Origin of the sequence: Pseudomonas sp. R84, assembly GCF_009834515.1 — a bacterium.
Lineage (GTDB): Bacteria > Pseudomonadota > Gammaproteobacteria > Pseudomonadales > Pseudomonadaceae > Aquipseudomonas.
Map to the genome: position 1 here is coordinate 1,034,504 of NZ_CP019426.1, position 21,183 is coordinate 1,055,686.

A 21,183-nucleotide genomic window follows, 5' to 3' on the forward strand; every position below is an offset into this window, starting at 1 on the left:
TCGGTTCGCGCGGACGTCATTATCCGCAAACCACGATGCTATCGGCTTGTATGTGTTCCGATCAATTCAACTCATTGCAGATGATCAGGGGCTGCTGTGGCAGCCCCATTTCAAGTGGTTACGCCACTGCCTCCGCCGGCGAGACGATGCTGGTCTTCATCCCGCGCGAACGACCCGAACTCAGATACGCCGCAATCGACTCCTGCGTGACCTCACCGAGGAACACCCGCTCGGCGTCCATCACCGGCAGCCACGAACGGTTGAACTCGTACATGCGCGACAGCAGGATGCGCAAATGCTCGTCGTACGCCGCTGTGGCATTGAACTCGCGCAGGAATTGCGCGCAGGTGCCGGTCTGGCGATGCAGATCACGACGACGCACATAACCCAGCGCCTTGTTCTCGGCACAGGTGACCACCACGTAGCGACGGTCATGCTCATCCATCAATTCCAGCGCATCAGCCACCGGCGTCTCCGGGCTCACCGATGGTGCGTTGTCCGCCGCATCTTCTGCCTTCACCAACAACAGACGCTTGAGCGTGCTGTCCTGGCCGACGAAGTTGCTGACAAAGTCGTCTGCCGGGTGCGCGAGCAGCGTGTCCGGATGATCGATTTGCAGCAGTTTGCCGGCACGGAAGATAGCGATCTTGTCGCCGAGTTTGATCGCTTCGTCGATGTCGTGGCTGACCATGATCACGGTCTTGTTCAGCGCGCGCTGCATTTCGAAGAATTCGTTCTGGATCATCTCGCGGTTGATCGGATCGACCGCGCCGAATGGTTCGTCCATCAGCAGCAGCGGCGCATCGGCCGCCAGTGCGCGGATCACGCCGATGCGCTGTTGCTGACCACCGGATAGTTCACGCGGATAGCGATGCAGATACTGCTTGGGTTCGAGCTTGATCATGCTCATCAACTCGCGGGCGCGGTCGTGGCATTTCTGTTTGTCCCAGCCGAGCAGTTTCGGCACGACGACGATGTTCTCTTCGATGGTCATGTTCGGGAACAGGCCGATCTGCTGGATCACGTAGCCGATGTTGCGGCGCAGGGTCACTTCGTCGAGGTCGGTGGTGTCTTCGCCGTTGATGAGGATCTTGCCCGAGGTCGGTTTGATCAGGCGGTTGATCATCTTCAGCGTGGTGCTTTTGCCGCAACCCGATGGCCCGAGGAACACACAGATTTCGCCTTCATTGACGGTCAGGCTTACCGAGTCCACGGCTTTGACGTCTTTGCCGTTGCTTTGGAAAGTTTTGCTGAGGTTTTGAAGTTCGATCATTTGAGCAGTCCTTTTGGAGTCAACGAGCGTTGCAGCCATTGGAGAAACAGGTCAGCGAAAATGGCCAGAAGACTGACCAGCAGCGCGCCGACGATCAGCATCGACATGTCACTGCGGCTGATGGAGGCGAGGATCAACACACCGAGGCCGCCGGCGCCGATGGTCGCGGCGATGGTCATCACGCCGATGTTCATCACCACGGCGGTGCGCACGCCGGCGAGGATCACCGGCACGGCGATCGGCAACTCGACCATGCGCAGGCGCTGGCCAAAGGTCATGCCGATACCGCGTGCGGCTTCACGGATGCCTGGTTCCACGCCAGTGAGGGCGAGGTAGGTGTTGCGCATGATCGGCAGCAGTGAATAAAGGAACACCGCGGTGATCGCCGGCATCGGGCCGAGGCCCTGACCGAACTTGGAGTAGAGCGGCAGCAGCAGACCGAACAGGGCAATCGACGGCACGGTCAGCAGCACGGTGGCGCTGGCTTGCAAGGGACCGGCGAGGGTCGGAAACCGCGTCATCAGAATGCCCAACGGCACGCCAACGACAATCGCCAGTGTCACGGCGATGCCGACCAGGGTGATGTGCTGCCAGGTCAGGTGCATCACCTGCTGCCAGTCGAGGTGGGAAAAGGCGTTCAGAAATTCCATGACTTTTCCTCCTTAGTTGAGTGGGTGCTGGCGCAGGAAATCGGCAGCGACTTTCGAAGGGCTTTCGTGATCGACATCGACCCGCGCATTGAGCTGGCGCATGGTTTCGTCATCGAACAGTTCGGCCAGCGGCTTGAGTTGCTCGGCCAGTTGCGGGTGCGCGTCGAGGTAGGCCTGACGCACCACCGGTGCGGCGGTGTAGTCGGGGAAGTAGTGCTTGTCGTCTTCCAGCAGTTTCAGGCCGAAGGCATTGAGGCGACCGTCGGTGGTGTAAACCAGGCCGGCAAACACCTGACCGTTGCGCAGCGCGGTGTAGACCAGGCCCGCGTCCATCTGCCGGATGTTCTTGCGGCTCAGGTTCATGCCGTAGAGATCGACCATGCCGATCAGGCCGTCGGAGCGATTGGCGAACTCGGTATCCAGCGCCACCAGATGATTGGTCTTGGCTTCAGCGCGCAGCACCTCGTTCAACTGACTGATGTTGGTGATCTGCGGATATTCCTCAGCCACTTTTTTCGGCAGCGCGAGGGCGTAGGTGTTGCTGAATTTCGACGGCGTCAGCCAGACCAGGCCTTTTTTCGCGTCGAGTTCTTTTACCTTGGCGTAGGACTGGGCGCTGTCGAGTTTTTCGGTGACATGGTTGTAGGCCACCAGCGACACGCCGGTGTATTCCCAGAGCATGTCCAGCTGCCCGCTTTCGTGGGCGCTGCGGGCGAGGTTGCTGCCCAGGCCACCGGTGATCTGCGCGTCGTAGCCTTTGCTGCGCAGGTATTGCGCGGTGATTTCCGCGAGCAGGGTCTGCTCGGTAAACACTCGGGCGCCGAGGCGGATAACCGGTTTTTCAACGGCTTGGGCGACGCCTGCGAACAGCAGGATGCAGCCCAGAATCAAACTAAATCGTTTCATAGGTATTCCTTCGCAAAAGCCTTAAGACGGGCGCAAACCGCGTTCCAGCCAGATACGGCTGGCGAGGGTGACGACGCCATCAAGCAGCAAGGCCAGCAGTGCGGTGCACGCGGCGCCGAGCAGCAGTTGCGGCTGATTGTTCAGGGCGATGCCAGGGAAGATCAGGCTGCCGAGGCTGTTGGCACCGATCAGGAACGCCAGCGGCGCGGTGCCGACGTTGATCGCCAAAGCCACGCGCACGCCACCGACGATGATCGGCACGGCGTTGGGCAATTCGACTTTCCACAGTACCTGGCGCGGGGTCATGCCGATGCCGACGGCCGCTTCTTTCAGCGAGCCCTGGACGTTTTTCAGGCCTTCGTAGGTGTTGCGCACAATCGGCAACAGGGAGGCGAGGAACAAAGCGAAGATCGCTGGGCCACTGCCAATGCCGAGGACGCCCAAGGCAATCGCGAGCACGGCCAGCGGAGGCACGGTGTTACCGATATTGAAGATCTGCATGAAGCGTTCAGCGCGGCCGACCATGGTCGGGCGACTGAGAAAGATACCGGCGGGGATGCCCACGACCAGGGCGGCCAGCATTGAAGCGAGGACGAGAATCAGATGAGCTTGCAGGTAAAACAACAAATCGTCGCGGTAGTGTTCGATCGTGTTGATGCCGATCCAGTGGACCAGCAGGGCCAGGAGCGCGATCACCACCGCACCTCCAATCAGCCCTTTGCCATAGCGGATAGCCACAGGCGGACTCCTTTTTTTGTAGTCGGCGAGCGCAGTCCCGTGTGGCAAGCCGTACATGGCTGCCGGGAGAGTCGTTCGCGAAAAGTAGCCGTTTTTCAGCGCCGCAAAAGGGGGCTGAAAGCGAGCCATGAGCGCAGCCTCGTCAGGCTAACTTGCTGATTTTTCAGCCCCTGACGAAAATTCGTAACAGGGGATGGACGTCTCCGTGCTTTAAAAGGTTCCCATCTGCGGCAGCATTTGGCCACCCTTAATGTGCTCAACGGTTCGGTTATTGCATCGAGTTGGGCTATAATCGCGGCCCTTTTTTGAATCACCGCCAGGCGATTTCCCATGACCAACCAGGCCGCCGAAGTCGCGAAACGCCGCACTTTCGCCATTATTTCCCACCCCGATGCCGGTAAAACCACGATCACCGAAAAGCTCCTGTTGATGGGCAAGGCGATTGCAGTGGCCGGTACGGTGAAATCCCGTAAATCCGATCGCCATGCGACATCCGACTGGATGGAGATGGAGAAGCAGCGGGGTATTTCCATTACCACGTCGGTCATGCAGTTCCCGTATCGCGAACACATGATCAACCTGCTCGATACCCCGGGCCACGAAGACTTCTCCGAAGATACCTACCGTACCCTGACGGCGGTGGACTCGGCATTGATGGTCCTCGACGGCGGTAAAGGTGTCGAGCCACGGACCATTGCGCTGATGGACGTCTGCCGTCTGCGTGACACGCCGATCGTCAGCTTCATCAACAAACTCGACCGTGATATCCGCGACCCGATCGAACTGCTCGATGAAATCGAAGCCGTTCTTAAGATCAAGGCCGCACCGATCACCTGGCCGATCGGTTGCTACCGCGACTTCAAGGGCGTGTACCACCTGGCCGACGACTACATCATTGTCTACACCGCCGGTCACGGTCACGAACGCACCGAAACCAAGATCATCGAGAAGCTCGACTCCGACGAAGCCCGCGCGCATTTGGGCGACGAGTACGAGCGTTTCATCGAACAGTTGGAACTGGTTCAGGGCGCCTGCCACGAATTCAACCAGCAGGAATTTCTCGACGGTCAGCTGACTCCGGTGTTCTTCGGTACTGCACTGGGCAACTTCGGTGTTGACCACGTTCTCGATGCTGTTGTTGATTGGGCGCCGCGTCCGCTGGCCCGTGTGGCCAACGAGCGTACCGTTGAGCCAGTGGAAGAGAAGTTCTCGGGCTTCATCTTCAAGATCCAGGCGAACATGGACCCGAAACACCGCGACCGCATTGCCTTCATGCGCATTTGCTCCGGCAAGTACGAAAAAGGCATGAAGATGCGCCACGTGCGCACCGGCAAGGACGTGCGCATCGGCGACGCCTTGACGTTCTTCTCCTCCGAGCGCGAGCAGCTTGAAGAAGCCTTTGCCGGCGACATCATTGGTCTGCACAACCACGGTACGATCCAGATCGGCGACACCTTCAGTGAAGGTGAAACCCTCGGGTTTACCGGTATCCCGCACTTTGCGCCGGAGCTGTTCCGTCGTGTGCGTCTGCGTGATCCGCTGAAGTCCAAGCAGTTGCGTCAGGGTCTGCAGCAGTTGGCTGAAGAGGGCGCGACGCAGGTGTTTTTCCCGGAGCGCAGCAACGACATCATTCTGGGCGCCGTCGGTGTGCTGCAGTTCGATGTGGTCGCGAGTCGTTTGAAGGAGGAGTACAAGGTTGAGTGCTCGTATGAGCCGATCACTGTGTATTCCGCGCGCTGGATTGAGTGCAGCGACAAGAAGAAGCTTGAGGAGTTTTCCAACAAGGCTGTGGAGAACCTTGCCGTTGATGGCGGTGGTCACCTGACTTACCTGGCGCCTACGCGGGTTAATCTGGCGTTGATGGAAGAGCGTTGGCCGGATGTGAAATTCCGGGCGACGCGTGAGCATCATTAAGTTCTGAATTGGTTTGTCCGAAGCCCTCTAGGTGTATGCCTAGGGGGCTTTTTTTTGCTTTGGTTTTGGGGGTATATCCGTTTTTGGGTGATGGCGGCTTAGGGTTCCGCCCTTACGGCGGGTCACTTTTTACAAACGCCTAAAAAGTAACCAAAAACGCTTGCTCCTACGTACGGCCCGCTCGCTGGGGCTCGGGGTTCCTTCGCTGCGGGATCGATCCGGGCGCAGCGTCTACGGTTTGCTTCGCTGCACCTCCTTTCGCTGTGTTTGGCTTCGCCAAACGGTCGCTGCGCTCCCATGCCCGGATCAATCCCTCCACTCAGCCTTCCGACTTCGCCCTACAGATCAAGAGCTGCAGCCGAGCTAACGCTCATCCTGTCGAGTGGTGAAGAGCACGGCGTGGTCGGCTTTGGATTTGTGGTGGATTTTCCCCTCACCCCAGCCCTCTCCCAAGGGAGAGGGAGCCGATTTGTGGGCTTTTCAAGATCTGAGTTCGACTCGGTATTTCACGTCGGCGTAGCTCTTGTAATCACTGCGGTCAGTCCCCTCTCCCTCTGGGAGAGGGCTAGGGTGAGGGGCTTTTGATCTTCGGCACGGTTTTAACGCGCGCAATGGCTGTAGGACGACTCGGTTTTTCGTGATCTCGATGCACTTGAACGCGACAACCTGCCAACTGACCGTTAGTGTTCCAGCTCCACGCAAGTCGCTTTGAGAGGTCAATGGAATGACGAGTCGCCTGACTCACTTGCTACGGCTGAACGGCTATTTCGGCGCAATGGCCTGGGTGCTCGCGGCGCTGTTGTTCATCAATCGCTTGAGCAGCATGGTCAAGCTGTTCATGGCGCTCTACCTGCGTCACGAGCTGGGGCTGGCGATTGAGACGGTTGGCTGGCTGTTGTCGGCGTACGGCGCGGGGTTGCTGGTCGGTTCGATGCTCGGTGGCTGGCTCAGTGATCATGTGCGCACGGCGCGGCTGACGGCGGCGCTGTTCTTTATTTCGGTGTGGGTGCTGATGCTGTTGGGGCTGGTCACGCAAGTGCCGTTGCTGGCGGCTTTGCTGTTGCTCAGCGGTACCATCGATGGGGCTATTCGCACGCTGCATCAGCGGCTGATCATGGAATATTGCGAGGTGGCGCAGCGCTCGCGCGCGCAGGCTTTGAGCCGGGTTGCGCGCAACCTTGGGATGGCCGCCGCCGGTGTCGCGGGCGGGGTGTTGGCGCAGACCGATTTTCGCTGGGTGTTTTTCGGCAGCGCGGCGATGACGTTGTTGGCGCTGCTCTGGTTTGTTCGCACCACGTGGCAACGACCGGTGCTGATCAATGACGAAAAGTCCACGGATGACTCAGGTTCCGGGGTGCCGTATCGCGACAAACCGTTCCTCTGGTTGCTGGCGGCGACGGCCGTGCTTGGCATCGCGTTTGATACGGTCTACAGCACACTGGGTAACTATCTGCGTGATTACTATCAGTTGAGCACCGAGGCGATCGGTTGGCAGTTCGGCCTCAATGCGTTGTTGGTGATTGCCCTGCAGATTCCGCTGTCGCATTGGGGCGAGCGCTGGGGTATGCGCCGGCAAATGCTGCTCGGCAGTGTGTTACTGGCTTGCGGGTTGGGCATGCTGCCGTTCGGTTCCGGGCTGTTTTACGTCTGCTTGTCGACGCTGATCTGGACCTTGGGCGAGGCCTTTTTCATGCCGCCGCTGAATGTGCTGGCCATGCGTTTTGCCCAAGGCGGTAAAAGCGGTCAGTACTTCGGCCTGTTCTTTATGAGCTGGAGCGCCAGTGCGCTGTTGTCACCGGTACTCAGTGGCCAGTTGTACGGTCATTTCGGCGGCCACAGTGTGTGGCTGGCGAGTGCGCTGATGGTGTTGATTTCCATCCCGCTGACTTGGCAGGCCACGCGCGTGCGCCCGGTCGCTTAGCTGATCCCGCTATTGGCGTTATTCGAAAGCAATCTGTCTGTCGAGGGCATTTCTGCGCGCTCGATAGCGTCCTATCTGGTGAACCCGATGGATCGGAACTAGATTTTACACAGCGCCAGTCAGGCACGAATGTCTCACCTGAAAGTGGATGGAGTCAGCTATGAAAAGCAGGTTGCTACGGGTTTTATTGCTGTTGAAAGTGATGGTCATGCTGTCCCTCGGCACCGCGACGGCCTGGGCCGAGTGCGAGGATCATGAATCTCAGGCGTTCAACGGACAGGTCGGGCACAGCGGCTTGATGCTCGCCAAGTCTGAGTCCGAGCCGGGCGATCAGGGGCAGGGCGGCAGCGCCGATGACGACGACTCGACCACCGATGATCCGGACACTGATGACGACGAAGGCGATAGCCAATCGTAAATCGCAGACAAAAGAAAACCCCTTCTGCCTCGACTGATGCGCAATCGAGGCGGAAGGGGTTTGGTTAACTCAGGGATAACTCACATCCCCTGTGGGAGCGAGCCTGCTCGCGAAGGCGTCATCTCAGTCAACATTAATGGTGACTGATTCACCGCTTTCGCGAGCAGGCTCGCTCCCACATTGTTTCAGGGCGGTTTTTAGGCCGCGCCGTCGAGGAACTGCTCGGCGTAGTGGCAAGCCACCTGCCGGCTGTCGAGCTGGCGCAACGCCGGCTCTTCCGTGCTGCAACGCTCGGTCGCATACGGGCAGCGCTTGTGGAAAGCGCAGCCCGGTGGCGGGTTCAGCGGGTTGGGCAGTTCACCGACGATCTTGATTTTCGGCTTGTTCGGGTCCGGGTGAATGGTCGGGGTCGCCGACAGCAGCGCCTGGGTGTACGGGTGCAATGGACGCTCGTAGATGTCGTTCTTCGGGCCCATTTCCACCGGGCGCCCGAGGTACATCACCATCACGTCATCGGCCACGTGCTGCACCACTGCGAGGTTGTGCGAGATGAACACGTAGGCGGTGTTGAACTCCTGCTGCAGATCCATGAACAGGTTGAGCACCTGCGCCTGAATCGACACGTCGAGCGCCGAGGTCGGTTCGTCCGCCACCAGCACTTTCGGTTGCAACATCATCGCCCGGGCGAGTGCGATACGTTGGCGCTGACCGCCGGAGAACATGTGCGGATAGCGCTGGTAATGCTCAGGACGCAAGCCGACCTGCTTCATCATCGCCTGGACTTTCTCACGACGCTCGGCGGCGGAGAGGTTGGTGTTGATCAGCAGCGGTTCGCCGAGCTGGTCGCCGACTTTCTGCCGTGGGTTCAACGACGCGTACGGGCTCTGAAACACCATCTGCACGTCTTTGCGCAGTTGCTTGCGCTGGGCCTTGTCGGCGCCGGCGACTTCCTGGCCGGCGATTTTCAAGGAGCCGGACGACGGATCTTCAATCAGCGTCAACGCGCGGGCGAGGGTGGATTTGCCGCAGCCCGACTCGCCTACGACCGCGAGGGTCTTGCCGGCTTCCAGTTCGAACGACACGCCATTGAGTGCGCGCACGGTCGCGTGGCCCTTGAACAGGCCACGGGAGACTTCATAGTGACGGGTCAGGTCGCGGGCGGTAAGTACGACGGCCATTACGCCACCTCCTGGTTCAGCGGGTAGAAGCAGCGGGCGAGGCTGTGGGCTTTCGGATCAAGGCCTGGACGCTGCGCGCGGCAGCTGTCCTGCACGTACGGGCAGCGCGGCGACAGCAGGCAACCCTGCGGACGGTCGTAACGACCCGGGACGATGCCCGGCAGGGTGGCCAGACGTGTAGCGCCGAGGCTGTGCTCGGGGATCGCCTTGAGCAGTGCTTCGCTGTACGGGTGCGCCGGGATGTCGAACAGTTGCGGCACCTGACCGACTTCAACGGCTTGCCCTGCGTACATCACACAGACGCGCTGGGCAGTTTCAGCCACGACCGCGAGGTCGTGAGTGATGAGCACCAGGCCCATGTTCTGTTCTTTCTGCAACGCCAGCAGCAAATCCATGATCTGTGCCTGAATCGTCACGTCGAGGGCAGTGGTCGGTTCGTCGGCGATCAGCAGTTTCGGCTCGCCGGCAATCGCCATGGCGATCGCAACACGCTGGCTCATACCGCCGGACAGTTGGTGCGGGTAGGCGTCCATACGGCTGGCGGCGCCCGGGATTTCAACTTTTTCCAGCAGCTCGATCGCACGTTTGCGCGCTTGCTTGCCGGACATTTTCAGGTGCAGACGCAGTACTTCTTCGATCTGGAAACCGACGGTGTAGCTCGGGTTCAGTGCGGTCATCGGGTCCTGAAAGACCATCGACAGGTCTTTGCCGACGATCTGCCGACGTTGACGGTTGCTCAGCTTGAGCATGTCTTTGCCGTCGAAGCTGAGCGAGTCAGCGGTGACGATGCCGGGATGCTCGATCAGGCCCATCAGCGCCATCATGGTCACGGATTTACCCGAACCCGACTCGCCAACGATGGCCAGCACTTCGCCCTTGTCGACTTTGAGGTCGAGGCCGTCGACCACCGGCGTCGCGGTCTTGTCGCCGAAGCGAACGTTGAGATTCTTGATTTCTAGCAGTGACATGGGAATCTCCTCAGGCGGCGTTCTTGAGTTTCGGGTCCAGCGCATCGCGCAGACCGTCGCCCATCAAGTTGATTGCCAGCACGCTGAGCAAAATGGTCAAACCAGGCAGACTGACTACCCACCAGGCGCGTTCGATGTAGTCGCGGGCCGAGGCCAGCATGGTGCCCCACTCAGGGGTTGGCGGTTGTACGCCTAGGCCGAGGAAGCCCAGTGCGGCGGCGTCGAGAATTGCCGACGAGAAGCTCAGAGTCGCCTGCACGATCAGCGGCGCCATGCAGTTCGGCAGCACGGTGATGAACATCAAGCGTGGCAGACCGGCACCGGCCAGGCGCGCGGCGGTCACGTAGTCGCGGTTCAGTTCGCCCATCACGGCGGCTCGGGTCAGACGCACGTAGGACGGCAAAGACACCACAGCAATGGCGATCACGGTGTTGATCAGGCCAGGGCCGAGGATGGCGACAATCGCCACAGCCAGCAGCAGCGATGGCAGGGCCAGCATGATGTCCATCAGACGCATGATGGTCGGGCCGATCATCTTCGGGAAGAACCCGGCGAACAGACCGAGGAGGATCCCCGGAATCAGCGACATGACGACCGACGACAAGCCAATCAGCAGCGACAGGCGCGAGCCCTGGATCAGACGCGACAGCAGGTCACGACCCAGTTCATCGGTGCCGAGCAGGAATTGCATCTGCCCGCCTTCCAGCCACGCCGGCGGCGTCAGCAGGAAGTCGCGGTATTGCTCGCTCGGGTTGTGCGGGGCGACCCACGGCGCGAAGAGTGCGCAGAAAATCACCAGCGACATGAACAGCAAGCCGGCAACCGCGCCTTTGTTCTTGGAGAAGGCTTGCCAGAATTCTTTGTACGGCGACGGGTACAGCAGGCTTTGATCCGCGTTTGCGGCGGATGTGGCTACTGAGGATGTTGGAGTGCTCATGGTATGGACCTCAGCGCTGATGACGGATGCGTGGGTTGGCAAAGCCGTAGAGGATGTCCACTACGAAGTTGACCAGAATCACCAGGCAGGCGATTAACAGGATGCCGTTTTGCACAACCGGGTAGTCCCGGGCGCCGATGGCTTCGATCAGCCATTTACCGATGCCGGGCCAGGAGAAGATGGTTTCAGTCAGTACGGCACCGGCCAGCAGGGTGCCGACTTGCAGGCCGACCACGGTCAGTACCGGAATCAGTGCGTTACGCAGACCGTGGACGAACACCACGCGCGATGGCGACAGGCCTTTGGCCTTGGCGGTGCGGATGTAGTCTTCGCGCAGTACTTCGAGCATCGACGAACGGGTCATCCGCGCGATCACCGCCAGCGGAATGGTGCCGAGGACGATGGCCGGCAGGATCAGGTGATGCAGGGCATCGAAGAACGCCCCGACGTCATCGGCCAGCAGCGTATCGATCAGCATGAAACCGGTGCGCGGCTCGATGTCGTAGAGCAGGTCGATCCGCCCGGAAACCGGCGTCCAGCCGAGGCTCACCGAGAAGAACATGATCAGGATCAGACCCCACCAGAAGATCGGCATCGAATAACCCGCGAGGGAGATGCCCATCACCCCGTGGTCGAACAATGATCCTCGCTTGAGTGCCGCGATCACCCCGGCCAAGAGGCCCAGAATGCCGGCGAACAGCAGGGCGGCCATGGACAGTTCCAGGGTCGCCGGGAAGAGGGAGGTGAACTCGGTCCATACGCTCTCACGGGTACGCAGGGATTCGCCGAGATCGCCTTGAGCCAGTTTGCCGATGTAGTCCAGATACTGGGCATACAGCGGCTTGTTCAGACCTAGGCGTTCCATTGCCTGAGCGTGCATTTCGGGGTCGACCCGACGTTCGCCCATCATCACTTCCACGGGGTCGCCCGGAATCATGCGAATCAACGCGAAAGTCAGCAAGGTGATGCCGAAAAACGTGGGGATCAACAACCCCAGTCGGCGGGCAATAAAACTAAACATCGTGTGTGGTACCTCATCAGCCGGTTAGGCGTGCCCGGCGTCCCTGGGGTCAGGGACGCCGGGAGTTTCTTATCTACTTCACCTGGGTGGTGGCGAAGTTATTAGTGGTGAGAGGGCTGATGTGATAGCCCTCTACGTTGTTACGCATTGCGGTAAACATCCGGGTGTGGGCCATGCTGATCCACGGTTGATCCTGATTAAACAGGACCTGAGCCTGCTCATAGAGTTTCGCGCGTTCGGCCGGATCTACTTTAGCCCGTGCTTCGTCGAGCAGTGCCTGGAATTTCTCGTTGCACCAGCGTGCGTAGTTTTCGCCGTTCTTGGCAGCTTCGCAACTGAGCATAGGCGTCAGGAAGTTATCCGGGTCGCCGTTGTCGCCCGCCCATCCGGCCGAGACCATGTCGTGCTCGCCGGCCTTGGCGCGTTTTAGCATTTCGCCCCATTCCATCACGCGGATGTCGATCTTGATCCCGACTTTCGCCAGGTCAGCCTGCATCATTTGCGCGCCGAGCATCGGGTTGGGGTTGGTCGGGCCGCCGCCGTTGCGGGTAAACAGGGTAAACACGGTGCCGTCCGGAACCCCGGCTTCCTTGAGCAGGGCGCGAGCCTTGTCGAGGTCACGTGGAGGGTTCTTCAGGTCGTGGTTGTAGCCCAGCAGCGTGTCCGGGTACGGGTTGACCGCAACGGTCGCATTGCCCGGGCCAAACAGCGCGTTGACGTAAGCCGCTTTGTCGAAGGCGATATCGATCGCCTTACGCACGCGCACGTCGCTCATGTATTTGTGCTGAGTGTTCATGGCGATGTACGAGACGGTCATCGCGTTCAGCTCTTCGACCTTGAGCTTGTCGTCTTTCTTGATGCTCGGGATGTCGTCCGGTTTCGGATACAGCGCGATCTGGCACTCGTTGGCCTTGAGCTTCTGCAGGCGCACGTTGTTGTCGGTGGCGATCGCCAGGATCAGCGCATCGGCCGGCGGCTTGCCACGGAAATATTCCGGGTTGGCCTTGAAGCGTACCTGGGCGTCTTTGGCATAGCGCTGGAAGATGAACGGGCCGGTGCCGACCGGTTTGTTGTTCAGGTCGCCGGTCTTGTTGGCCTTGAGCAACTGATCAGCGTATTCGGCGGAGTAGATGGCGGTGAACGGCATCGCGACGTCGGCCAGGAATGGCGCTTCGCGGCGGGTCAGGGTGAACTTGACCGTGTGGTCGTCGATTTTTTCGACGCTTTTGAGCAGTTCTTTGAAGCCCATGCTTTCAAAGTACGGGAAGCCCACGCTCGACAGCTTGTGCCACGGGTGATTCGGGTCCAGCTGACGCTGGAAGCTCCAGACCACGTCGTCGGCGTTCATGTCGCGGGTCGGCTTGAAGTATTCGGTGGTGTGAAACTTGACACCTTGGCGCAGGTGGAACGTGTAGGTCAGGCCGTCTTCACTGATTTCCCAGGTGTCTGCCAGGGCCGGAACGATTTCCGTGGTGCCGGGCTTGAAGTCCACCAGGCGGTTGAAGATGGTTTCGGCCACAGCGTCCGCCGTGACTGCAGTTGTGTACTGGACCATATCGAAGCCTTCCGGACTGGCTTCGGTGCAGACCACCAAGGGTTTGGCCGAGACGCCGATGGCGGCGCTCAACAACGCAGCCGCGATGGCCGCACGTAGGGGAAGCATTTTCATCGATAACCCTCTGCAATCGGTTGAAGACAAAAACCGAACGGCCGACTCATCATGAGTCAGCCGTCGGCTGGCGTTTTTTACAGGATGTTGAATGGAATCGTGGTCACGAGACGGAACTCGTTGATGCTGCCGTCAGCCTGGTTTTCGCTGGCGCGGTGAGCGGTGTAGGTGCCGCGAATCGTGGTGGCTTTGAGTGGCCCGCTCTGTACGGCATAGGTCGCGCCGACGCCGTATTCATAGTGGTGCTCGCCGTCCATCGCCTGCACGCCATCGTAGCCGCCACCCTTGTAGTGAGTGCCGTCGATGCCCCAGCCGCGTGCCTGGTAGATGTTGAACTTCAGGCCCGGTACGCCGTATTCGGCCATGTTGATGCCGTAGGAAATCTGGAAGGATTTCTCGTTCGGGCCGTTGAAGTCCGAGAGCAGGGAGTTGGCCAGGTAGATACCGTTGGTTTCGTGCAGGTAGTCGAAGTACTCGTTACCGTTCACTTCCTGATACGAGAAGGTCAGGGTGTGCGCCAGGTGAGTCAGGCCGAACGACAGAGAGTAGGTGTCGTTGTCGATGTCGCCCAGCAGCTTTTTGCCTTCGTCGACAGTCTTGTAGTAGTTCAGGCCGGTGGTCAGGCTCAGTACGGAGCTGTCACCCAGTACGTGGGTAGCGCCGAAGTAGTACTGGTTCCACAGGTCTTCAGCCTGAGTGCCCCACAGGCTGGTGGTCAGACTGGCGAACGGCTGGTACGAGATACCGGCGGTGTTCACGTGGTCGGCTTCAGCGTCGATGCTGCCGTATTCGGAGCGGAACTTGCTGAGGCTTTCTTCGGTACGTGGCGAAACGCGGTCGAAGGTGGCCAGGTCGAAGGACAGGTTGTTCAGTTCTTCGCTGTGGATCGCGATACCTTCGAAGCTCGATGGCAGCGGACGGTTGCCGATCACATCGACCTGCGGGCTGCTGAAGTTCATGCGGCCGGCGGTCAGAGTGGTGTTGGATATGCGCGCCTTGACGTTGGCCAGGCCCAGTTTGCTCCATTGACCGACGGCGTCACCGCCTTCACGGGTCAGGGTACGGTTGTTGCCCGCGCCTGGACGGGTGCCCGGTGCGCCGCCGTTGTTGGAAGCGAGGTTCTCGCGATCACGCTCCAGCGCAATGGCGTTGTACGCAGCCACTTCGGTGCTGAAACCGACAGTACCTTCGGTGAAGCCCGAGTTGTACTTGATGATCGTGCCTTGCACCCAGTTGATACGGCGGTCGGTTTCGGTCGATTGGCCGTTCTTGCGATAGGCGAACTTGCCGCCGCGCTTGAGTTGCTCGTTGGCGTACCAGTTACGGGTCGAACCGCTGATCGATTGACCTTCGAGGAAGCCAGTGGCTTCGGCCTGGGCACTTTTCTCGTTGACGGACACCGGAGTGAACGCCTGGCTTTGGGTTTCCGCATAAGCCGTGGCGGTGATGCTGCTGATGGCCAAGGCCAGTATCGCGGTGCTGCTCAGTTTCATGGGTGAAGCTCCTTTACTTTCTTTTTATGCCGGCTTTTTTTGGTATGCCGGTTATTGGTTTAGAACTCATTCACACATCGCAAACGTTTGCAAAAGGCCGGATTGGCGAATTTCGGCAAAGCGCTTGCGTGAGGGGCTAGACAGCGCCCCCCAGCGTTGCGGCTATTCGTCTGGTTTAATCGATACCGACACCCGAGAACACGTTGCGACCGAACGGGCTGACTTTGAACCCTTCGATCCTGGCGCTTAACGGTTGGTTGACCGTCGAGTGGGCGACAGGCGTGATCGGCACTTGTTGTTTAAGCAATTGCTGAGCCTGTTTGTAGAGCACGGTGCGCTGGTCGCGGTCAGTGACGACCTTGGCCTGTTTGATCAGCTTGTCGTAAGCCGGATCGCACCACATGGAGTAGTTGTTGCCGCCGATGGCATCGCAGCTGTACAGCGTGCCGAGCCAGTTGTCCGGATCGCCGTTGTCACCGGTCCAGCCGATCAGACTGATGTCGTGCTCGCCGTTCTTGGTGCGCTTGATGTACTCGCCCCATTCGTAGCTGACGATTTTTACTTTCAGACCGATCTTGGCCCAGTCAGCCTGGAGCATTTCGGCCATCAGTTTGGCGTTGGGGTTGTACGGACGCTGCACCGGCATCGCCCACAGGGTGATTTCGGTGCCTTCTTTGACACCGGCAGCCTTGAGCAGCTCTTTGGCTTTTTCCGGGTTGTAGGCGGCGTCTTTGATGCTGTCGTCGTAGGACCATTGGGTCGGTGGCATGGCGTTGACGGCCAGTTGACCGGCGCCTTGATAAACAGCGTCGAGAATCCCTTGTTTATTTACCGCCATGTCCAGCGCCTGACGCACTTCGAGCTGGTCGAAGGGTTTGTGGCGCACGTTATAGGCGATGTAGCCGAGGTTGAAACCCGGCTTGGAGATCAGTTGCAGTTTCGGGTCGGCCTTCAGCGCTTCAACATCGGCAGGGCGCGGATGCAGGGTGATCTGGCATTCGCCGGCCTTGAGCTTCTGCACGCGCACCGAGGCGTCGGTGTTGATCGCGAAGATCAGGTTGTCGAGTTTGACCCGGCTCGGATCCCAGTAATGTTTATTACCGGTGTAACGAATGTTCGAGTCTTTCTGATAACTCTTGAACACGAACGGCCCGGTGCCGATCGGTTTCTGGTTGATGTCGCTCGGCTTGCCTTCGGCCAGCAGTTTGTCGGCGTATTCGGCGGACAGGATGGCGGCGAAGCTCATGGCGATGTTCTGAATGAACGCGGCGTCGACGCTGTTGAGCGTGAACTCCACGGTCAGCGGCCCGGTCTTTTCGACCTTGGCGATGTTCTTGTTCAGGCTCATCCCGTTGAAGTACGGGAACTCGGTTGGATAAGCCTTACGGAAGGGCTGCTGTGCATCCAGCATGCGATTAAACGTGAACAACACGTCATCGGCGTTAAAGTCGCGGGTCGGTTTGAAGTACGGCGTTGTATGAAACTTCACACCTTCACGTAAGTGAAAGGTGTATTTCAGGCCATCCTCGGAAATATCCCACGTGGTTGCCAGGCCCGGGACGACATTGGTCGCGCCTTTTTCGAACTCGACCAGACGGTTGTAGATCGGTTCGGCGGCGTCGTTATCGGTCGCTGTCGTGTACTGCGCGGTATCGAAACCCGCCGGGCTGCCTTCAGAGCAGAACACCAGACTTTTGCTGGCGGCGAAACTGGTGGACGCGGCGGCCATCAGGCCGGCGCCCAGCAATGCGGAAAAAATCAAGGTATGGCGCATGACGCTCCCTCTTTTTTAGTGTTGTTCAATGCGCCGCCGTCCCATCCTGAGACGTTTGGCTGCATCGAGCTCAAACCAGTACGTACGGCAAACCGGTGGCCCACGCAGAAACTGGTCAGTACCCGACGGTAGGGGCCGCGGTCCTGGCAGTAAATGCGTAAATGCCTTAAAGCTCGTAGGAAAAGGCGACGCGTCCTATACCACTGTGGTAATCCGCAGCGGAATTGGCTGTAGGCAATTTCCTAACTTCCCGGCAGGTAAAACAACGGCGACGTCAAAAACGTCGCCGTTGCAGTGCCTTATTTGCTGACGCTGACGCCGTAGAAGGAGTTCAAGCCGAATGGGCTGATCTTGAAGTCCTGCACGTTGGCGCGCATGGGTTGGTACACCGTCGAGTGAGCGATAGGTGTCATTGGAACTGCATCTTTGAGGACGTGTTGCGCCTGTTTGTACAGTTCGGTGCGCTTGCCCTGATCGGTCGTGCGCTTGGCTTCTTTGACGAGGCCGTCGAACTTCTTGTCGCACCACTTGGAGAAGTTGTTGCCGCTGAGCGAGTCGCAACCGAACAGCACGTTCAGCCAGTTGTCCGGATCACCATTGTCACCGCTCCAGCCAATGATCATGGCCTGGTTCTCGCCACCTTTGGAGCGCTTGATGTACTCGCCCCACTCGTAGCTGGTGATCTTCACTTTCAAGCCGATCTTGGCCCAGTCGGACTGGAGCATTTCGGCCATCAGTTTGGCGTTGGGGTTGTACGGACGCTGCACCGGCATCGCCCACAGCACGATCTCGGTCCCTTCCTTGACGCCGGCTTCCTTGAGCAGCTGTTTGGCTTTCTCAGGATCGTACTTGGCATCTTTGATGGTGGTGTCGTAAGACCATTGGGTCGGCGGCATGGCGTTGACCGCCAGTTGGCCTGCGCCCTGGTAAACCGAATCGATGATCTGCGGCTTGTTCACTGCCATGTCCAGCGCCTGACGTACGCGCAGGTCTGCCAGCGGGTTGGCCTCGTTGCTGCCCTTGACCTTGTCCATCACGTTGTAGGCGATGTAACCCAGGTTGAAACCAGCCTGGTCAGGCATCTTCAGGGTCTTGTCTTCTTTCAGCGCTTTCAGGTCGGCCGGACGCGGGAACAGGGTGACCTGGCACTCGTTCTTTTTCAGCTTCTGAATACGCACCGACGGGTCGGTGGTGATCGCGAAGATCAGGTTGTCGATCTTCACGTCTTCAGGCTTCCAGTAGTCTTTGTTGCCGGTGTAACGGATGTTGGAATCTTTCTGGTAGCTCTTGAACACGAACGGACCAGTGCCGATCGGCTTCTGGTTGATGTCGGCAGCCTTGCCTTCCTTGAGCAGCTGGGCAGCGTACTCGGCGGACTGTACCGAGGCGAAGCTCATCGCCATGTTCTGGATGAACGCGGCATCAACTTCTTTCAGAGTGAACTTGACGGTGTGGTCGTCGACTTTATCGATCTTGGTGATGTTGGTGTCCATCCCCATGTCGGTGAAGTACGGGAATTCGGTCGGGTACGCCTTACGGAACGGGTCATCCTTGTTAATCATGCGATTGAAGGTGAACAGCACGTCGTCGGCGTTGAACTCACGAGTCGGCTTGAAATACGGGGTGGTGTGGAATTTGACGCCTTCGCGCAGGTGGAAGGTGTACGTCAGGCCGTCATCGGAAATGTCCCACTTGGTCGCCAGACCAGGAATCACAGCGGTGCCGCCGCGCTCGAACTGGGTCAGACGGTTGAACATGGTTTCGGCTGAGGCGTCGAAGTCGGTTCCGGTGGTGTACTGGCCTGGGTCGAAACCGGCCGGGCTGCCTTCGGAGCAGAACACCAGGTTAGTCGCAGCGGATGCGAAAGGTGCGGAGGCTAACAAGCCTGCGCCGACTAAAAACGGAATGACCGCGTGTTTAAGCATGTTGGCCTCATGATTTGTTGTCATTTTTTAGTTGTGAGGTACGACCTCGTGAGTCGTGCCTGCGGATACTTATGCAGGGGCCATACCCATTGCAAGATCCAGAGTGACTGCCGGCCTCAAAGCGTGGCACGAACGTACCTTAATGTCGCATCTGTATAACTTCTGACGCATTTGACCGTTTGCGGGCGGTTTTTACGGTGCAAATGAAGCCCCAAAACGGTGCGTTGGTCACGTTGTGCGCGCCGCCTTGGGGCTTGGTGTTACTTATTTATACCCACGCCATAGAAGGGGGTTAGACCGAACGGGCTGATCCGGAAGTCAGTGACTTCCTTGCGCAGCGGTTGGAACACCGTGGAGTTGGCAATCGGCGTGATCGGCACTTGCTGTTTAAGGATCAGTTGCGCCTGTTGATAGAGTTTTACCCGTTGATCTTTGTCGGTGGCCAACTTGGCCTGTTGCACCAGGTTGTCGTAGGCCGGATCGCACCATTTGGCGTAGTTGCTGCCTTTTACCGCCGCGCAGCTGTAGAGCACGCCCAGCCAGTTGTCCGGGTCACCGTTGTCACCTGTCCAACCATAAATCATGGCGTCGTGTTCGCCATTTTTCGCGCGTTTGATGTACTCGCCCCATTCATAGCTGACGATGTTGGCCTTGATGCCGATTTTCTCCCAATCCTGCTGGATCATCTGTGCCGACATCCGCGCATTCGGGTTTGAGGCGCGTTGCACTGTCATTGCCCAGAGGTTGATGGTTGTACCCGGCGCAACCCCTGCTTCTTTCAGTAGCACCCGCGCTTTTATCGGGTCGTAGGGGGCGTCCTTGATGTTCGTGTCATACGACCATTGCGCTGGCGGCAAAGCGTTTTGGGCCAACTGGCCGGCGCTTTGGTAAACGGCTTTGATGATTGCCGGTTTGTCGATGGCCATGTCCAGCGCCTGTCGAACCTTGAGCTGGTCGAGAGGGGCGTGGGTGGTGTTGTAGGCGAGGAAACCGAGGTTGAAACCGGCCTGCTTGAGCACACGCAGGTTCGGGTCTTTTTCCATCACTTCGATGTCGGCCGGGCGCGGGTAGCCGCTGACCTGGCATTCGCCGGCCTTGAGCTTCTGCAGGCGCACGGCGGCGTCGGGAGTGATCGAGAAAATCAGGTTATCGATCTGCACGTCTTCGGGTTTCCAGTAGGCCGTGTTGGCGGCGTAGCGGATTTGCGAATCCTTTTGGTAGCGCTTGAACACGAACGGGCCGGTGCCGATCGGCTTCTGGTTGAGGTCGGCGGCTTTGCCTTCCTTCAACAGTTGCGCGGCGTATTCAGCTGATTGCACCGAGGCGAAGCTCATGGCGAGGTTTTGCACGAACGCGGCGTCGACGTTGTTGAGGTTGAAGCGCACGGTCTGGTCGTCGAGTTTTTCTACCGATTTGATTGTGGTGTTCAGGCCCATGTCGGTGAAGTAGGGGGACTCGGCGGGGTAGGCCTTGCGGAAGGCGTTGTCCGGGTCGAGGAGGCGCTGGAAGGTGAACAGCACGTCGTCGGCGTTGAAGTCGCGGGTCGGTTTGAAGTAGTCGGTGGTGTGGAATTTTACGTTTTGGCGCAGGTGGAAGGTGTATTGCAGGCCATCGTTGGATATGTCCCATTTTGTTGCCAGGCCGGGTTCGATGTCGGTGCCGCCGCGTTTGAATTGGGTCAGGCGGTTGAAGACGGTTTCGGCGGAGGCGTCGAAGTCGGTGCCGCTGGTGTATTGGCTGGGGTCGAAGCCTGCCGGGCTGGCTTCGGAGCAGTAGACCAGGGTTGTGGCGGCGTTTGCCAGTGGGGCGGTTGTGGCCAGGGCCAGGGAGATCAAGAGCGGTTTTAGGGTGAATCTTGGCATGGAGTCCCCGGGGAGATTGGAGGTGGTTGTTGGTTGAGGTTAGCGGGGAATAGCGGGGTATCGGAAATATCGTTTTTCTCGGGGGAGTGTCTATCTCGGTATATCTGGGCGTTTTTTTATTGGGTACATATCCGTTGCTGCGGTTAGGGCTGCTTAGGGTTCCGCCCTTACGGCGGGTCACTTTTTCCAGACGCCGAAAAAGTAACCAAAAAGGCTTGCTCCTGCGTGCGGCCCGCTCGCTGGGGCTCGGGGTTCCTTCGCTGCGGGATCGATCCGGGCGCAGCGTCTCCGGTTTGCTTCGCTGCACCTACTCCCGCTGTGTTTGGCTGCGCCAAACGGTCGCTGCGCTCCCACGCCCGGATCAATCCCTCCACTCAGCCTTCCGACGTCGCCCGTGGATCAAGATCAAGAGCAGGCGAGCTGACACTCGGCCTATTGAGTGGTGAAGAGCGGGTGGTCGGCTTTGGTTTTTTGGTGGATTCGCCCCTCACCCCAGCCCTCTCCCTAAGGAGAGGGAGCCGATTTGTGGGCTTTTC

Annotated in this window: 16 protein-coding genes and 1 pseudogene; 4 read left to right on the forward strand and 13 right to left on the reverse strand. The window is 59.0% G+C overall.

The window, feature by feature from the left end; genetic code table 11:
• Positions 1-118: 118 nt before the first annotated feature.
• Genes PspR84_RS04580 through PspR84_RS04595 form a run of 4 tightly spaced genes read right to left on the reverse strand, consistent with a single transcriptional unit; the run spans position 119 to position 3,567 of the window.
• A complete protein-coding gene (locus tag PspR84_RS04580) occupies positions 119-1,273 on the reverse strand; it encodes an ABC transporter ATP-binding protein (RefSeq protein WP_038357499.1) in 1,155 nt (384 codons plus the stop codon).
• Positions 1,270-1,923, reverse strand: coding sequence for an ABC transporter permease (locus PspR84_RS04585; RefSeq protein ID WP_160055819.1), 654 nt, complete (start codon positions 1,921-1,923; stop codon positions 1,270-1,272). The genes PspR84_RS04580 and PspR84_RS04585 overlap by 4 nt, the downstream gene beginning before the upstream one ends.
• 12 nt (positions 1,924-1,935) lie before the next feature.
• On the reverse strand, positions 1,936-2,829 hold the full coding sequence (locus PspR84_RS04590) for a glycine betaine ABC transporter substrate-binding protein (RefSeq protein WP_160055821.1): 894 nt from the start codon (positions 2,827-2,829) through the stop codon (positions 1,936-1,938).
• Between the two features lie 21 nt (positions 2,830-2,850).
• Complete coding sequence (locus PspR84_RS04595) at positions 2,851-3,567, reverse strand: ABC transporter permease (RefSeq protein WP_160055823.1); 717 nt, start codon at positions 3,565-3,567, stop codon at positions 2,851-2,853.
• A gap of 330 nt (positions 3,568-3,897) precedes the next feature.
• Here PspR84_RS04595 and PspR84_RS04600 point away from each other — a divergent pair, with 330 nt between their 5' ends.
• The 4 genes and pseudogenes from PspR84_RS04600 to PspR84_RS29820 form a co-directional block, all read left to right on the forward strand.
• Positions 3,898-5,481, forward strand: coding sequence for a peptide chain release factor 3 (locus tag PspR84_RS04600; protein ID WP_007915312.1), 1,584 nt, complete (start codon positions 3,898-3,900; stop codon positions 5,479-5,481).
• A 724-nt stretch (positions 5,482-6,205) separates the two neighbouring features.
• Positions 6,206-7,402, forward strand: a complete 1,197-nt coding sequence (locus PspR84_RS04605) for an MFS transporter (RefSeq protein WP_160055825.1) — start codon at positions 6,206-6,208, stop codon at positions 7,400-7,402.
• A gap of 160 nt (positions 7,403-7,562) precedes the next feature.
• Complete coding sequence (locus PspR84_RS04610; RefSeq protein ID WP_095125385.1) at positions 7,563-7,820, forward strand: hypothetical protein; 258 nt, start codon at positions 7,563-7,565, stop codon at positions 7,818-7,820.
• 91 nt (positions 7,821-7,911) lie between these two features.
• Positions 7,912-7,998, forward strand: a pseudogene (locus PspR84_RS29820) (metal ABC transporter ATP-binding protein); the annotation flags it as partial.
• A gap of 19 nt (positions 7,999-8,017) precedes the next feature.
• Here PspR84_RS29820 and PspR84_RS04615 read toward each other — a convergent pair.
• The 9 genes from PspR84_RS04615 to PspR84_RS04655 all read right to left on the reverse strand — a co-directional run bounded on the left by PspR84_RS04615 (position 8,018) and on the right by PspR84_RS04655 (position 20,647).
• Positions 8,018-8,998 (reverse strand): peptide ABC transporter ATP-binding protein, encoded by a 981-nt coding sequence (locus PspR84_RS04615; protein WP_160055827.1) that lies wholly within the window; start codon positions 8,996-8,998, stop codon positions 8,018-8,020.
• Entirely contained in the window at positions 8,998-9,966 is a 969-nt protein-coding gene (locus PspR84_RS04620) for an ABC transporter ATP-binding protein (RefSeq protein WP_160055829.1), read from the reverse strand. Before PspR84_RS04620 ends, PspR84_RS04615 begins: the two co-directional genes overlap by 1 nt.
• A gap of 10 nt (positions 9,967-9,976) precedes the next feature.
• A complete protein-coding gene (locus tag PspR84_RS04625; protein ID WP_160055831.1) occupies positions 9,977-10,903 on the reverse strand; it encodes an ABC transporter permease subunit in 927 nt (308 codons plus the stop codon).
• Between the two features lie 10 nt (positions 10,904-10,913).
• Positions 10,914-11,924, reverse strand: a complete 1,011-nt coding sequence (locus PspR84_RS04630; RefSeq protein WP_007917620.1) for an ABC transporter permease subunit — start codon at positions 11,922-11,924, stop codon at positions 10,914-10,916.
• A 73-nt stretch (positions 11,925-11,997) separates the two neighbouring features.
• Positions 11,998-13,593, reverse strand: a complete 1,596-nt coding sequence (locus PspR84_RS04635; protein ID WP_160055833.1) for an ABC transporter substrate-binding protein — start codon at positions 13,591-13,593, stop codon at positions 11,998-12,000.
• Positions 13,594-13,670: 77 nt separating this feature from the next.
• Positions 13,671-15,086: an OprD family porin gene (locus tag PspR84_RS04640; protein ID WP_160055835.1), complete on the reverse strand. Its 1,416-nt coding sequence runs from the start codon at positions 15,084-15,086 to the stop codon at positions 13,671-13,673.
• A 175-nt stretch (positions 15,087-15,261) separates the two neighbouring features.
• The gene (locus PspR84_RS04645; protein ID WP_160055837.1) at positions 15,262-16,860 is read right to left on the reverse strand and encodes an ABC transporter substrate-binding protein; all 1,599 of its coding nucleotides are present in this window, start codon (positions 16,858-16,860) and stop codon (positions 15,262-15,264) included.
• 299 nt (positions 16,861-17,159) lie between these two features.
• Positions 17,160-18,785 (reverse strand): ABC transporter substrate-binding protein, encoded by a 1,626-nt coding sequence (locus PspR84_RS04650; RefSeq protein ID WP_007917611.1) that lies wholly within the window; start codon positions 18,783-18,785, stop codon positions 17,160-17,162.
• A gap of 260 nt (positions 18,786-19,045) precedes the next feature.
• A complete protein-coding gene (locus tag PspR84_RS04655; protein WP_160055839.1) occupies positions 19,046-20,647 on the reverse strand; it encodes an ABC transporter substrate-binding protein in 1,602 nt (533 codons plus the stop codon).
• Positions 20,648-21,183: the final 536 nt, after the last annotated feature.